Below are 15,038 nucleotides of genomic sequence, written 5' to 3' on the forward strand. Positions count from 1 at the left end.
TTCCTTGTTCTTAATGTACTTTTTAGACCAGCTCTTAAAGGAATTCTTGATGTTTTGCATTTCTTTGCAATTCTTATCAGTTCTTTTCGAGTGCTGAGACGTCATTGGCTTCGTAACACTTTTGCAGGATCGCATTTTGCCGCTGAGAGTGAATGGCTAAGGGTGACCAGTACAGCGATTAATACTACGACCGCTGGCACTAATGCAAAAACAATTAAGGCGATTGGGGGTTGTTCTATGAAGGCTTGCAAAAATTGTTTGCTGATCAAATAGCCGACCGGAAGCCCTATAATTAGGGAAACCAGTAGTGGTTTGCAGCTATCAAACACCATGAGGCCGCTCAGTCTTTTTTTGGAAGCACCAAGCACTTTTCGAATGCCAATTTCGTGAAAACGACGCTGGGCGTTCAGGAGGCTGATGGCATAGAGGCCTAGGACAGAAATAACAAGTGCACCGATACCCAGGGAGGCAAGGTGGGAGATGGGTTGGGATATGTTTTTTTCAAGTTGCTGGAGCCCAAATGGCTTGGAGTCCATAAAAACCACCTCATCAGTGCTTTCCGACTGATCTTCAATTATGGATTTTATGTATTGCTTAACGGATTCCTTTGTTCCTTCCTTGAAGCGAATTGAGTTGTAGCTGTGAGGGTATCGGAAGGCTGGGATTATATCTGCGCCCAAGTGGTCGTTTTCAGTGGTGACCTTTGGGAAGGCATTAATTACACCGACAATGCGAAATGATTGAGCGTTCGGGCTTGTTATTTTTGCTCCGATAGCCTGTTTTGGATCTGCTACTCCTATCTTCTGGAGGCCTTGTAAAGTCAGTAATGCCTCGAGATTCTCTTTGTTTTCCTGCATAAATTTCACGTATTCATCTTGTGATGTGATTGGCGATGCCCTCGAGAATTTTTCCCCTGACAGAAGGTTAATTTGGTGGTGTTCCAAAAATCCATCAGGGTTGGTTGGCCACATGGTGAGGTTTTTGGTCTCAGGTGGTAGGTTGTTGTTAAAGAATTCTATTTTTGATTGAAGGAGAGGGTGCCCATAAAAATGGTCAATACTCCTGGCTGAGAGTATGTCAGGGTGTTGTAGAAGCTGTTTTCGAGTGATAGCTGTTTTCTCGGAAAAAATATTGAATTGATCATGTTGAAAATGAATTATGTTTTCAAAATTGGCGCCGATATCCAGTTGAGATATGTGCTTCAGTTGAAAGCTCATGACAGTCAGTGTGGAAAATAAAGCAATTGAAAATATAAATTGTAAAATGGTCAAGGCTGTGATGATTCGGCTATTCTTTTTGGAGTGGGCTTGCTTTTCAATCGCTAAGAGGGGAGGTGTTGTTCCCAGTCGATATGCTGGGTACCAGGATGTTGCTAAGCTGACGAATATAATGAGGGCCATTAGGGCGCTAACAAAGGTTGGGGTTAAAAATGTTACTTTCCCAAGATCAGAATTTGTTGCCTGATTGATCCATGGAAGGGAGAAAGCTATCAGGACTGCTGCAACGGTAGCTGCCAACACAGTAATGCAGATTGATTCCGAAAAGAATTGGCGGGCAATGGATGTGGGAGTTGCGCCTGATATTTTTCGAATGCCGACTTCGATAGCTCTGCGTTGGTAAAGGACTGTGCTTATTACGGTTGAGTTGAGGCAGGCAACTAACAGTATTGCAGCAGCCATTGATAACATGATTATGAGAAATTTCCAGCTGTTAATGTTTAACCCTGTCTTTGACTGAATGCTTTCTCTAAGGTGGAGTCCTTTCAGTGGAGCTAATTTGAGTTCTGTTTTTGCGAATGGAGTTGAGCCTTTGGGGAGGTTGCCAAGGATAAGGGATGTGAATTCCTGCTCGAGAGCTTTGGTGTTACCCTCAGGTGGAAGCGCAATATATGAATGGACATGCTCAGAGTCACTCCAGTTTTCTGTGGATTTTTTGTAGAATCCAAAAGGAATTTCTTTTGATGAGGCGGAAATAATCAGGCCGCTAAAATGGATTTCAGAAGAAAGCAGGTTGGGGTTTAATACCGTTTGTTCTGGAAAGTCGGGGATAACGCCAACAATTTTCATTGGCCACTTATGAAGTTGTATCACTTGTCCAAGTGCTTCCCGGTCACCAAACAGTCGCTTGGCCGATGATGCGGTTATAACCAGGGTATAGGGTTGTGACAGTGCAGTATCGGCATCTCCCGCTATAAAGGGTATCTCAAAAAATCTCCAGAAACTTTGATCGGCTTTTAGAAAAGACTCTTCTGTGACATCAAAGTCGTTCAGCTGGATTTTTGAGTTTGGCTCACTTGGTTCCCTGAAAATGCTGTAGTTATAAAGAGTGGAGTTGAGTTCAGGGTAGTTTTGTTGAATCTGCTGATGATATCTGTAATTAATCATTGAATTATCATAGATTTCTCCGTTAGCGAGGATTGCTTTTTGGCGTATTTGGTAGATGTTGTCGGCATTTGGGTATTGCTGCTCAAAGCCTAAGTGGTAGTACAGAATAATAATCGCTACCGTAGCGGCTGTAAGGCCAATGGCCAGAGTCAGGATATTTATGGCAGACGCTACAGGTTGTCTGAGCAGGTTTCTCCAAATAAGAAGGCTGTAGTTGGAGTACATTGCAGGTCCTTTGCTTTAAGTTATTATGCAAATCCGGCCTGGGGTTTCTCCGCAGACCGGTTAGATCGTCAGTGTGAATTACAGGTGATCCAGAGGCAGTTCTGTGGTGTGCTTGATGGTTTCCATCACAAAGCTGGAGCTGACATCAAACAGGTCAGCCTTGATCAGCTCCTGATAGAGTTTGTCAAAACCGGACATGTCGGTTACTACAGCGCGCACCAGGTAGTCAAGCTCGCCGCTCATGCGATATACCTCAAGTACTTCCGGGATACTGGTGACTACGCGACGGAACTCTTTGAACCACTCTTCGTTATGCCGGTTGGTGCGGATAGATATAAACACCGAGAGAGTGAGGTTCAGTTTGTCCTGGTCCAAAAGGGCAACTCGGGACTTGACTACCCCCTCCGATTCCAGCTTTTGAATACGTCTCCAGCAAGCGGTTTTGGAGAGTGAGATACGGTCAGCAATTTCTGCAACAGACAGGGTTGCATCTTTTTGAAGTGTTTCGAGGATTGCTTTGTCGAATTTATCCATTTGAAGGGCTCATCGGGTCAATTTTTAATGTCTTTGTTTTGCATAATAGCTCATTTCAGGAACAAAGTTTCCTTTCGTGCAGCTAATGTGACAAAAGATCATCAAGAAAGTTATATTTAGTATGCACGTACTATATATTTGTGCTTTGTAAGTATCACTTTCTAATATTTGTGCCTATATTGGTGTTTTGTATTTGTTTGTGGTGTCATTTTAGATCTGTCGTTAACAGGGTGGCGGGTCTTCTGGGATAAATAGCAACAAAATTCCCGCAACTTTGGATTAAAATTTCACCCAATTGTAAATATAGACATGAATTCATCTAATTTTCTGGATACAAGCGATATGCAACGACTGATTGATTACATCAACCAGGCCGTCATTGGTGAACGGCAGCAGATTGAAACCTCCTTTGGTGTTAAGCCATTGGTTTATGCGGATTACACTGCCTCTGGCCGCTCACTGGATTTCATTGAAAACTTTATCCAGCAACGAGTAATGCCTTATTACGCCAATACTCATACTGAGACTTCCTACACCGGTATGCAGACTACCCTGCTGCGTGAGCAGGCTCGCGATATCATCAAGAAGTCTTTGAACTGTGGTGAAGATGACCTGGTTATTTTCTGTGGCCCGGGAGCTACCGCAGCAGTTAACAAGATGATTGATGTCCTCAATATGCGTCTGCCGGCTAATCTCAACGATGAATATGGATTTCTGGACCAGATTCCGGCTGAGAAACGCCCGGTTGTGTTTATCGGTCCTTACGAGCACCACTCCAATGAGCTGCCATGGCGCGAGAGTATTGCCGATGTGGTAACTATTCCGCTGAAGCACAGTGGTGCAATGGATCTCGAGAAGTTGGAAGAAGAGCTGGTTCGCTATAAAGATCGTCCGCTGAAGATCGGCAGCTTCTCTGCGGCTTCCAACGTGACCGGTCTGAAAACCGATGTGGATACTATCGCCAAGCTGTTGCACAACCACGGCGCCATCTCCTTCTGGGACTATGCGGCGGCGTCTCCTTATGTTGGCATCGATATGAACGGCGATGAAGGCGCTTACAAAGACGCTGTGTTTATCTCCCCGCACAAATTTGTTGGCGGTCCGGGTACTCCTGGCGTTCTGGTTGTGAAAAAACAACTGCTGACCAACCGCGTGCCGGCAATTGTAGGTGGCGGTACCGTGAAATATGTGACTCCCGAAGATCACCTGTATGCCGATCACCTTGAGCGTCGTGAAGAGGGTGGTACCCCGGCGGTTATTGAGTCCATCCGTACCGGTCTGGTATTCCAGCTGCAGGCGGCTGTGGGCACCAAAGAGATCGAACATCGTGAGCACGATTTTGTGACCCGTGCTATCGCTCGCTGGCGCAATAACCCGAATATTGAAATTCTGGGCTGCCCGGATGCCGAGCGCCTGTCCATTATCTCCCTGCAACTGAAGCACAAAGGCAAGTACCTGCACTACGGTTTTGTCGTAGCGCTGCTCAACGACCTGTTTGGTGTTCAGTCTCGCGGTGGTTGTTCCTGTGCCGGTCCTTACGGCCATGAACTGCTTGGTATGGATATGGAATACAGCAAGGCGCTGGAAGCGGAAATGACCAATGGCCTGATGGTAATGCGTCCGGGCTGGGTGAGAATGAACTTCAACTACTTCATTGATGAAGAGACTTTTGAGTACATTCTGCGTGCGGTTGAGCTGGTCGCTGAACACGGCTATAAGCTGATGCCATACTACCGCTTTGATCAGGCCCACGGCGTTTGGTTGTACCAAAACCGTCGCATGCCGATTTCTGTAAGTCTTGAGGACATCAGCTACGAGTCTGGTGAGTTCCAGATTCCTGCCAACAAGTTGGGCAAAGAAGAACAGCCGCTGTCACACTTTATGGCGCTGGCTGAGCAGGAGCTGACTCGTGGCAGTCGCGATGGCGAGATTTACACTCTGGAGCTGCCGGAAAGTGCCGAAGCGTTGCGTTGGTTCAGTTTGCCTCAGGATGAAAATAGCGAAGTGGAACTGACTGCGTGATCGGACGCAATTTAAAGTCTGACTGTTCGCTGTTTAATTGAGCAGTATCAAACAGTGGAATTAGCAGTTGGTGCTATTGTCGGCCTGGTATTGGGCATGACAGGCGCGGGCGGTGCCGTATTTGCGGTACCGCTTTTTATGTTGCTACTCGGGTACAGCACCAGTCATGCGGCGGGAATGTCGCTGGGTGTAGTGAGTATCAGTGCCATGGTTGGTGTGGCAACCCGTCTGCCGCAAAAGTTGATCTGCTGGCGCACAGCGGCGGCTATGATTGCCGGAGGTGCGTTACTGGCGCCAGTGGGACGTTGGTTGTCCATGCAGCTGGACGAGCGTTTAAAGCTTGTTGGATTCTCGTTGCTGGCGCTGTTTATTGCTGTTCGGATGATTCTGCAGGCGCGCAGTCATCGCAAAGCGGTGAAAAATGACCAGCCACTGCCCCAGCAGCGCGAAGTTAGCTGGAGTATTTTGGCGTTGACCGGTGCTGCAACCGGGCTGCTGTCTGGGTTATTTGGAGTTGGTGGCGGCTTTTTCGTGGTGCCGATTCTGACGTTGTTTGTCGGAATGGCCATGAAGCGTGCCGCCGCGACGTCACTGCTGGTTATTTCAGTGGTGAGCACCGTGGGTTTTGGTTCTCACTTAATGTTGCAGCCAATGAGCGACTGGTCGGTGCTGTTGGAAATCACCGCTGGTGCAGTGACAGGTATGATTATTGGCACGCTGGTTACTCGATGGGTATCAGGGCCTAAATTGCAGGAAATTTTTGCCACCTGCGTGGTCGGCTTGGTTTCAATTACATTAGTACAAGAATTTTTATAACAGGAGCGAGTGGTAGCTATGTTATTCCGTCAATTGTTCGATGAGGTTTCCTATACCTACACTTACCTGATTGCCGATCGCGATAGCGGTAAAGCGCTGTTGATTGATCCGGTATTGGAAAAAGTGGATTTGTATCTCAATCTGCTGAAAGAGTTGGAATTGACTCTGGATAGCACCGTGGAAACCCATGTTCACGCAGACCATGTAACGGCCGCTGGCAAATTGCGTGAGGCCACCGGTTGTACAGTAATTCAAGGTGAAAAGTCTGCCGCTGAAGGAGTGGACCAACGCATTCACGACGGTGATGTGATCTCTGTCGGCAGCATTGACCTGAAGGTGTTGTACACCCCGGGCCATACCGACGATTCCTACTGCTTCCTGCTGGAAAATAACGGACAGAACTATTTGTTTACCGGAGATACCCTGTTTATTCGCGGTACCGGGCGTACCGACTTCCAGCATGGTGATTCTGCCGATCATTTTAATTCCATCACCACCAAGTTGCTCTCCTTACCGGAAGAGACTCTGGTATATCCGGGGCACGACTACAAAGGTATGACGGTTAGCACCATCGGTGAAGAGAAGCGCTTTAATCCGCGTCTGCAGGTTAGCGATGCAGAAGGTTATGCCGAAATTATGGATAGCCTCAACTTGCCAAAACCAAAACTGATTGATGTGGCTGTTCCTGCTAACCTGAAGTTGGGAATGGAATAACAGCTTACGTATTCGTGATGTGAAAAAGCCCTGCAATACAGTAATACTGTTCACTTAAGTTATCGGAAGTACTTGTCATCCCCGCGTAGGCGGGGATCCATTTCGAAAAGTACTCAAAATGGTGGATTATCGCCTCCGGCGCTCAATGCTTAGTCCCGCCTACGCGGGAATGACGATACTTCTTAAGTGAGTCACATTACTGCAAAGCAGGTTTTTTTTGTCTAAAAAATCACTGGACTGATAAGTTCTTAATTCTAGCGAGAGCCAATTTGATGCTGCCGACGAACAGCTGGCAGCAAATTAACAAAGGCTCCAAATACCTGGTTGGCCAGTTGCTGGCTGCGAGGTAAATGTTCGGTGGTAGCCTCTTTGATCTGTTGTGCGGTAACCCCGCCCAGAGTTGCCAGCTCGTCTTTGTGAGCGGGAAGATTTACCCAGCGTCGAATTAATTGTTGGCATGCTTCCAGGTGAAATTGAAAGCCATAGGCATTGTGGCCAGCCCGAAAGGCCTGATTAACGCAGTTCTGACCCTGTAATAAAAGCTCGGCAGTTTTGGGCAGCTCAAATGTATAACCGTGCCACTGAAATATCTGTTCGGTTTTTTCGAAATGGCAGGCGACAGGATCGGTAGACCCTCTATCAGTGCGATGTAGCTCATGCCAGCCAATCTCTGGCTTTTCTATTCGATAAACTCTCGCCCCCAGTGCGCTGGCCAGTAGTTGTGCTCCAAGGCAGATACCCAGTATTGGAAGCTCTAATTCCAGCGCTTCCCTGAGTGCCTGTTTTTCAAGTTCGAGGTGTGGGTATTGATGCTCTTCACCGATATTCATCGGGCCACCTAATACAATCAGTCCACCGTAATTTTTAAGAGGCGGAATTTCTGCATCGGTTCGGGCAAAGTTGATATACCGAATGCGATGACGGTGTTCTCGCAATAGCGGGTCGAGCAGTCCGAGCGGCTCATAAGGAACGTGCTGAAAAACCAGTATCTTTGCCATGGGCAAAGCATAGCCTATTTGTGCTGTCGAAAAAGTGACCAGTTCTCGTGAGCCTTTGCCCCGCCTGGGCTTGAGAAGGTTATCCACAGTTTGTCATCGAAACCATCCCACGAAATTGTGGATTGCCATTTATGCTCACAACTTCCACGGGTGGTTAAAAAACACAGTACACTTGGCGCTTTTTAAAAGGGATGAACCATGAACCCGGGTGTATTGGCACTTTCACTTTGTCAGGCGTTGTTAACCACTGGCAATGTACTGCTGGTTTCAGTCACGGCGCTTATTGGCCAATGGCTGGCGCCCGATGAAGCATTGATCACTTTTCCAGTGGCAATGCAGTTTCTGGGCTTGATGTGCGCCACCATTCCCGCCTCATTTATCATGGATAAAGTGGGTCGCAAGCGTGGTTTTGTGTTGGGCAACATAGTCGGAATACTCGGTGCGATTTGCTGTATTCGGGCTTTGTACACAGAGGCCTTTGCTCTTTTGTGTGTTGGGACCTTTATGTTGGGAATTGGCATTGGCTTTGGCACCCTATATCGCTTTGCAGCGGTAGAGTTGAGTGATAAGGGGCAGCAGGTGAGAGCCATCTCCATTGTCATGGCCGGAGGTGTTCTGGCGGCTATCGCCGGGCCAAACCTGGCGGTATACAGTCAGAGCCTGGTTGCCGATACACCTTTTGTGGGGGCGTTCTGGGGCTTGTTGGTTCTCTACATGCTGGCCATTACGGTTTTGATATTTGTACGTTTTCCAGCACGTAGAACCGACCATGCTGATGAAGTGACTCGACCATTGATGGAAATTATCAGGCAGCCTGTATTTATAGTATCGGTACTGGTGGCGATGGTCAGTTACACAGTGATGAACCTTTTGATGACGGCAACACCTTTGGCGATGACGGGTTGTGGGTTCAGTTTTCAGCAGGCCGCGGGAGTGATCCAGTTGCATGTTTTGGGAATGTTTATTCCCGGCTTCTTTACCGGCAAGCTGATTGCCCGCTTCGGAACAATACCTATGATCACAGTTGGTGGCTTGCTGTTGCTGGCTTGTATTTCCATCAACCTGAATGGCCAGAGCCAGTGGCATTTTTCTGCTGCGCTTCTGCTGTTGGGGGTTGGCTGGGCGTTTATGTTTATCAGCGCCACCCATATGGTGACCGGGTCATATCGTGATTCAGAAAAGCCAAAAACACAGGCAACAAATGAATTCCTGATATTCAGTATGGTGGCCTTGTCGGCACAGGCATCGGGTTGGTTGGAGGCATCGCTTGGTTGGGAGCGAATGAATTTAATCTGTATACCTGTGGTGGTTCTGGTGATTGCGGTGGTGTTGTTTGTCGGCTCCAGGGCAAGACCCGTGAACGCCAGCGGCTGAGAGCAGTCCGCTGGCTGTCCAGGCCAGCCGAGTTTCAGGGGGCGAGCTTGGGTTTGAGCTCGGACAATTGCTGGGAAAGCTGGTCCACTTGGCTAGGGTTTGACACTCGAAGAACCTCTCGGCCGCGATGAGTAATCAGCAGGGTTGGCGCATCTTTCACTGCGAACCGGTGAAATGTACGCTGGCCGTTATCGATCACAAGCGGGTGGTTGACCCTATGGCGCTCGCGGTAGTCTGACAGCATCTCGGGGTTGGTCCACAGAGGTGACAGCACTCCTGTCCAGTCCAGTTCCGGGTGGCGCAGTTGCAGGGCGTTGATGGCTGCCTGAGCCTGAATGCAGCTCTGTGCCATTGCCGGGTGTGATTCCTGAAAATATTGATCGCACCAGGCAATGGTAAAAAACAGCGCCTGTGGACGGTTGCTGGTGAGTTTCAGATCGACAGTGCCATTGTTGGCATTTTGGGTAAGTGACGCCAGCTTTCGCTCCAGCGCAGGGGTGGCATCGTGACTCCGGTGGAGGATTCGTCCCTGCTTGTCGAGCAGGATGTGATCGGGGGTTTCCAGAGTGTTAAAAGCCGCCGCCAGCTCGCCCAGGTTGTCTGCGGCCATGGGTAGTGTCAGTTGAAGCTGCTCCACTAGATCATCAATCGCCTCGGCGCTGTCGTTCAAGTCGAGGTTGACGCCGATAAACTCAATCTGGTCGCCATACTGCTCGTAGCTCTTTTGGAACTGGGGCATCTGCTGCCGACAGGGCGCGCACCAACTGGCCCAGATTTTCAGGTAGACTGGTTTTTTGCCCAAGTAATCTGCTAGGGTAAACCGGCTGCCATCCGGCCGAGTGAGCGAGGCGTCGAGGTAGGCTGCCTGCAGGTTAGTGTCGAGCTTTCTCTCACCACCAATTGCGAATTGAGATGCTGCGATTAGGCAGAGCGGCATCAACCATCGAATCAATCTATTTGTCATGTTTTTACCTTGATAGAGTGGGTAGGAGCTTCACCATAGCGATATTTATGCGGCGGGGATTGTATTTTTGCGACAGCTTGAACCACACATCGAACGTCTGGCGAATGCCTCCTATCCGCTAGGCCTGCAATGGTTCCCTGCGGCGCCGCTATTGCGTCGGTTTGTGTGCCACTACTGGCTGTTAAGGCGCGCGGATAATGGCCGCTGCCAACATGAGTTGCTTCACCCGGAGAACGGCTCTGGCATTGTGTTTCATCTGGGTGGGCGACTGGTCATCGATGGTGAGAGTTGGCAAGAGACAGTTGTGTATACTGGTTCGCACACGCGAACATTACCGCTGGAAATGAGCGGTGAAGTGCAGGCTTTTGGGGTGCGTTTTAAACCGGGTGGAGCGGCTGCGCTGTCGGGTGCGGTTGTCGAGTTGAAAAATCAGTATGCGCTGTTGTCGGAATTGGGCTGCGGAGGGGTGAGCGCCCTGCATCAGCAGTTGGCCGAGGCCAGTTCCGCTCAGGAGATGGTGGTGCGGGTTGAGAGTTGGCTGTTGCGGCATTTGCGCAGCGACTACGAGCTGGCATCGCCGGTCATGGAAGCGCTTGGTTTTATGGCTGATGCCCGCGGGATGGTTGGCATTGAAAGCGTAGCGGAGCAGCTGTCGCTTGGCCGGCGTTCGCTGGAAAGGATGTTTCGCAACTCACTGGGCATTACTCCGAAAGAGTGCACCAACGCCTATCGGATAGGCGAGGCGCGGCACCTTTTGATGAGTTCAACAGAATCGGGGGCGGATATTGCCAACCAGTTAGGCTACAGCGATCAGGCGCATTTTATTCGACAGTTCAGGCAGGTAGTGGGGCTGACCCCCAGTCAGTACCGTCAGCGCGATAGGTGTCAGCCTAGCGGCGAGTCTGAGTCTGGCGCAGTTTTCAGGCGGCCTACTACCATTGCCCTGGCCAGGTTGATCCGCAGCCACAATGAGGTCAGCACAACAGCTGACACATGAACGACAACCAAAAGAAATACCCCATCTACAATCCACTCGTGCCAGAGATCGGCGCCATTATCAAAGCCCCAGTCGGTATCTTGTAGCCAGCCTGTAAATGCCGCTGCACTCAGGCCAAACCACATCAGGTAGATAGCGATAGTTCCAAAGGGATTGTGTCCTACTTTTTGCGGGCGTTGACGGGTTTTCAATTCTTTTAGATGGTGCTGGGCACCAGTCAGGGTTGGAGCAAAGTTGCGCAGGTGGTTGGGACCTTTGGCAAAGCTGATGCCCCAAAGTATCCGCAAAATCACCAAGCCGAGAATGGCCCAGCCAAAATTGGTGTGCAATTCGTATCCCGGTTCTGTGAAAAAATAGTTAGCCAGGAACAGGGTAGCGACTGACCAGTGGATCAGTCGCACCAGAAGATCCCAGCTCCAGCGAGGTTGCTGATTACTCATAACTGGATGTGAATGCTGGAGTTAATCTACTTCGAAGTGTTTGTGGGCTTTTTGCTTGGTTTCGCGGAAAGTGCTGACAATCTTCATGGCACCATCTTTATCGCCCGCCTCAGCCAGCTTCAATGCCTCGTCAACCTTGGCAATAAAGTTGTCCATCCCTTTGGTGTAATCAGCGAGTTTGGGAGAGTTAGCGCCAAGAACAGTTGGGATCTCATCACGGTTTTTCTCGCTGAACTTCTTAACTTTGGTGAGGATTTTGGCAACGTCGTCAGCGGTTTCTGCGGAGCGCAAACCGCGCAGGGTGCGACCCACTTGTTTGAAATTTTTGGAGACTACACTGTCTTCCGCCGGCTTGGCGGCATAGGTGGTGGGGGCAATGGCGAAAGTTCCCAGCAGGGCGGCAGCAGACAGCAGTTTAATAACATTACGCATGGGTGGTGTTACCTCTCCAATATAATCGGTATTTTTATATATGATCAGCCCGCTGCTGATCAAAGATCGTCCAGTTTACAAAGTTGTTTGCTTTGAACAAGAGGGGCGCGTGTAAAGGATTGTTAAGACAGCCCCAGCCAGTGTTTTAGAGTTGTATATCCAGTTCATTGTGGATTAACACAACACATTGTGATGCAAACAGCATTTTGGGGCCGAGGCTGATTTTTTCGGCTCCGAGTCTTTTCAGGCTGTTGAAGCTCTTTTTCGGCATTGGAATATGGTCGGTCAATAAAAAGCACGGGTTATCTGGGAGCTCAATATCGCGGATAGAGGTGCCTTTTTTATCCATGATATACAGCTGGTGGGTCTCCGCCAGCTCTTGCACCAGTTTCTCAAAGCTCAGGGTTCGCACCCGAATGCCCGGTGACACCAGTTTATCTGTCTCTTTTGCCATGCCGACTGAGGCGTCCAGTGCTTTGGCAACCAAAGTGAGCAGCGCCTGTTCATGGAAGCCACCTATATCGCGCATCTCGCTGGCGGTAAAGCTGATAGTGCGTGAGAAGTCCGCTGTGCTCTCCAGTACCAGATGCATTGCAACGTCATCGCGATGAGACTGGGCGGTGAAAATTGCGTTCATCAGGCTGTGTGCCAACACTTCCGGATGGGCGCTGTCGCCGATGCTGGCCAGCAACTTGCGGCTGTCAGTGGAAGCGGCGCGGGCACGAAGGACAAAGGTTCGCATAAGAGCTCATTGTGATCAGGTGATAATTTGGTGCGGAATTGTAGCACCATTCCTGCAAACGGCTTTGTGGATTAAGCCTGGCTTGGTTCATGGTTTTAATCGAGAACGGTGCTACTATCAGTTGCAGGACAACATTTGTTTCAAACTATTCTCAAAGGAGTCGAGATGTCTTATATCAAGTTTTTGCGCTCTCTGATGGTTTTGCCACTGCTGATGCCCGTTGTAGCCTCAGCGGAATCTCCCGTATGGAAAGTGACCAAAGGTGACGAAGTGGTCTATGTGGGAGGGACGATCCATGTACTTAACCAAAATGATTATCCACTGCCGACTGTTTTCGATACTGCATATCAGAATTCCCAAAAGCTGGTCTTTGAAGTGGATACAGAGGCAATGAACTCACCTCAGATGCAGCAGAAAATGGCTGCCCTGATGATGAATACAAGCGGTGAAAACTGGTTGGATCTTCTGTCTGAAATGAATCGTAAAAAATTGACTGAGGAAGTTACAAAACTGGGGCTGCCACTCGGACAATTATCTGCTATGAACCCTAATTTTGCGATCTTGATGATTTATCAAATGGATATGGTGAAGAAGGGCCTCGTGAATGCTGAAGGTGTTGAAAAGTTTTATACCCGCCAAGGCAAGAAAGATCAGAAAAGTTTTGGGCACCTTGAGACTATCGAGCAACAGTTGGCATTGTTGAGTAAAGATCCAGACGAAAACTTTGACCAGGATGTTGGCTATTTTCTCGAAAAGATGGCGGAGACCGAGACCATATGGAATGACCTGAGGTTAGCCTGGCGAACGGGTGATTTTGATACGCTGGAAAAATTGACCATTGACGAATTTAAAGAATATCCGGATGTGTACGATGAATTTCTGGTTGAGAGAAATCACAATTGGATTCCTCAAATCGAAGCTATGTTTGATGCAGAAGGCATTGAGTTTGTGATGGTGGGCGCTGCGCACTTGGTGGGTGAGGATGGGGTTCTGAAATTATTAAAAGAAAAAGGTTATCTTGTGGAGCCGTTAAAAAATTCACAATGATTTTAAGTTGAAATTGTAATGAAAAATGCCCCGTGAATTCCGGGGCATTTTTTCAGGTGTTTTGAAAGCCGACAAGCTCATAGGCTTTTTATTGCTTGTGCTAACCGTTTCAAGACCGGCAGCGTATCTTCAAGTGACAGGCAGCCGTCGGTAATGCTCTGACCATATACCAGTTCCTGCCCTGACGTTTGATTCTGACTGCCACCTACGAGATGGCTCTCCAGCATCACGCCGCGAATGGCAGTCTCTCCCCGCTCTATTTGTTGAGCTACGGCCTCTGCAACAATTGGCTGACGGCTGGGGTCCTTTTGACTGTTGCCGTGACTGCAATCGACTATCAGGCTTGCCGATACACCGCCGCCTTCCAGTTTTTGCTTCGCATCTGCAATGGCATCGGCGTCGAAGTTTGGGCCACTTACGTTACCGCCACGCAGGATCAGGTAACAGTGCTCATTACCACTGGTCTCAAGGATTGCGGGAGAGCCCTCTTTGGTCAGCGATGGGAACCAGTGGGAATGGCTGGCAGAGCGGATTGCATCTACCGCTACCTGTATATCGCCATCAGTGCGATTCTTGAAACCTACCGGCATCGACAGCCCGGAAGCCAGCTCGCGATGTACCTGGCTTTCAACAGTGCGGGCACCAATGGCGGCAAAGCTGACCAGATCGGCGTAGTACTGACCTATTGTGGTATCGAGAAATTCAGAGGCGGCAGGCAGGCCCAGTTCAGCAACATCCAGCAGTAGCTGCCTTGCCATGCGCAGACCTTTATTGATTTTGAAGCTGCCATCCAGGTCAGGGTCGTTGATCAATCCCTTCCAGCCGATAACAGTGCGGGGTTTTTCAAAGTACACGCGCAGGACAATGAACAGCTCGTCGCTGTATTCGGCCGCGGCTTCTTTCAATTGACGGGCGTAGTCAAGGGCTGCCTTGGGGTCGTGGATAGAGCAGGGACCAACCATTACCAGCAGTCGTTTGTCCTTGCCGCTGAGGATATCTTCGATAGTTTTCCGGGATTCAGCTATCAGCTCAGCACTTTCATCAAGCAATGGCAATTCAGTACTGAGAATTGCTGGTGCCAGCAGTGGTTGGCTGTGGCGAATCCGTAGATCATCGGTACGGGTGGTCATGCTGTTTTTCCCAGGGCAGTTCAGTCAAAGTGCAAATTGTAACATCCGTAATGTGACAAGTGGTGATCAAGGTCAATTAGGTTGGTTTGTAAGTTGTTAAAAAGTAAGAAAAAATGCTTTATGGATAAAGTAATTGAGGGGGCGATGCTGTCTGTAGAGAGTGCGATGCAGGCAAAGGTAGGTACCAAAGCGCTTTGAGGGTCTATATCTACAATTTGA

General features: G+C 49.1%; 14 protein-coding genes. 6 read left to right on the top strand and 8 right to left on the bottom strand.

What is annotated here, in order from left to right; translation table 11 throughout:
- Window positions 1–101 precede the first annotated feature (101 nt).
- Window positions 102–2,609 carry an ABC transporter permease gene (locus tag QP938_01630; protein ID WIO74626.1) on the bottom strand — a complete coding sequence of 836 codons (2,508 nt, stop codon included), beginning with the start codon at window positions 2,607–2,609 and terminating at the stop codon, window positions 102–104.
- 78 nt (window positions 2,610–2,687) lie between these two features.
- Window positions 2,688–3,143, bottom strand: coding sequence for an Lrp/AsnC family transcriptional regulator (locus tag QP938_01635; GenBank protein WIO74627.1), 456 nt, complete (start codon window positions 3,141–3,143; stop codon window positions 2,688–2,690).
- 342 nt (window positions 3,144–3,485) lie between these two features.
- Between QP938_01635 and QP938_01640 the strand changes: the two genes are divergently transcribed.
- From QP938_01640 to QP938_01650, 3 genes are read left to right on the top strand one after another with little or no spacing between them, the layout of a single operon-like run.
- Window positions 3,486–5,165, top strand: a complete 1,680-nt coding sequence (locus QP938_01640) for an aminotransferase class V-fold PLP-dependent enzyme (protein WIO74628.1) — start codon at window positions 3,486–3,488, stop codon at window positions 5,163–5,165.
- A 54-nt stretch (window positions 5,166–5,219) separates the two neighbouring features.
- Complete coding sequence (locus tag QP938_01645; GenBank protein WIO74629.1) at window positions 5,220–5,981, top strand: sulfite exporter TauE/SafE family protein; 762 nt, start codon at window positions 5,220–5,222, stop codon at window positions 5,979–5,981.
- 18 nt (window positions 5,982–5,999) lie between these two features.
- On the top strand, window positions 6,000–6,695 hold the full coding sequence (locus QP938_01650) for an MBL fold metallo-hydrolase (GenBank protein WIO74630.1): 696 nt from the start codon (window positions 6,000–6,002) through the stop codon (window positions 6,693–6,695).
- Window positions 6,696–6,949: 254 nt separating this feature from the next.
- Here QP938_01650 and QP938_01655 read toward each other — a convergent pair whose 3' ends face one another.
- Window positions 6,950–7,693, bottom strand: coding sequence for a gamma-glutamyl-gamma-aminobutyrate hydrolase family protein (locus QP938_01655; GenBank protein WIO74631.1), 744 nt, complete (start codon window positions 7,691–7,693; stop codon window positions 6,950–6,952).
- A 198-nt stretch (window positions 7,694–7,891) separates the two neighbouring features.
- Between QP938_01655 and QP938_01660 the strand changes: the two genes are divergently transcribed.
- On the top strand, window positions 7,892–9,067 hold the full coding sequence (locus QP938_01660) for an MFS transporter (GenBank protein WIO74632.1): 1,176 nt from the start codon (window positions 7,892–7,894) through the stop codon (window positions 9,065–9,067).
- Window positions 9,068–9,101: 34 nt separating this feature from the next.
- Here QP938_01660 and QP938_01665 read toward each other — a convergent pair whose 3' ends face one another.
- Window positions 9,102–10,031: a TlpA disulfide reductase family protein gene (locus QP938_01665; protein ID WIO74633.1), complete on the bottom strand. Its 930-nt coding sequence runs from the start codon at window positions 10,029–10,031 to the stop codon at window positions 9,102–9,104.
- Between the two features lie 67 nt (window positions 10,032–10,098).
- Here QP938_01665 and QP938_01670 point away from each other — a divergent pair, with 67 nt between their 5' ends.
- Window positions 10,099–11,028, top strand: coding sequence for a helix-turn-helix transcriptional regulator (locus QP938_01670; protein WIO74634.1), 930 nt, complete (start codon window positions 10,099–10,101; stop codon window positions 11,026–11,028).
- Here QP938_01670 and QP938_01675 read toward each other — a convergent pair.
- The 3 genes from QP938_01675 to trmY all read right to left on the bottom strand — a co-directional run bounded on the left by QP938_01675 (window position 10,917) and on the right by trmY (window position 12,642).
- On the bottom strand, window positions 10,917–11,468 hold the full coding sequence (locus tag QP938_01675) for a cytochrome b/b6 domain-containing protein (protein WIO74635.1): 552 nt from the start codon (window positions 11,466–11,468) through the stop codon (window positions 10,917–10,919). The two genes, QP938_01670 and QP938_01675, sit on opposite strands and share 112 nt — an antisense overlap.
- Before the next feature lie 21 nt (window positions 11,469–11,489).
- The gene (locus QP938_01680) at window positions 11,490–11,900 is read right to left on the bottom strand and encodes a cytochrome b562 (protein ID WIO74636.1); all 411 of its coding nucleotides are present in this window, start codon (window positions 11,898–11,900) and stop codon (window positions 11,490–11,492) included.
- Between the two features lie 145 nt (window positions 11,901–12,045).
- Window positions 12,046–12,642 (bottom strand): tRNA (pseudouridine(54)-N(1))-methyltransferase TrmY, encoded by a 597-nt coding sequence (gene trmY / locus QP938_01685; GenBank protein WIO74637.1) that lies wholly within the window; start codon window positions 12,640–12,642, stop codon window positions 12,046–12,048.
- Window positions 12,643–12,777: 135 nt separating this feature from the next.
- On the opposite strand from trmY, the gene QP938_01690 reads away from it, so the two are divergent.
- The gene (locus QP938_01690; protein ID WIO74638.1) at window positions 12,778–13,689 is read left to right on the top strand and encodes a TraB/GumN family protein; all 912 of its coding nucleotides are present in this window, start codon (window positions 12,778–12,780) and stop codon (window positions 13,687–13,689) included.
- Between the two features lie 77 nt (window positions 13,690–13,766).
- Here QP938_01690 and QP938_01695 read toward each other — a convergent pair whose 3' ends face one another.
- Entirely contained in the window at window positions 13,767–14,819 is a 1,053-nt protein-coding gene (locus QP938_01695; protein ID WIO74639.1) for a 3-deoxy-7-phosphoheptulonate synthase, read from the bottom strand.
- Window positions 14,820–15,038 lie beyond the last annotated feature (219 nt).

The organism is Porticoccaceae bacterium LTM1 (genome assembly GCA_030252795.1).
In the GTDB taxonomy this organism is placed as follows: Bacteria; Pseudomonadota; Gammaproteobacteria; order Pseudomonadales; family Porticoccaceae; genus SCSIO-12696.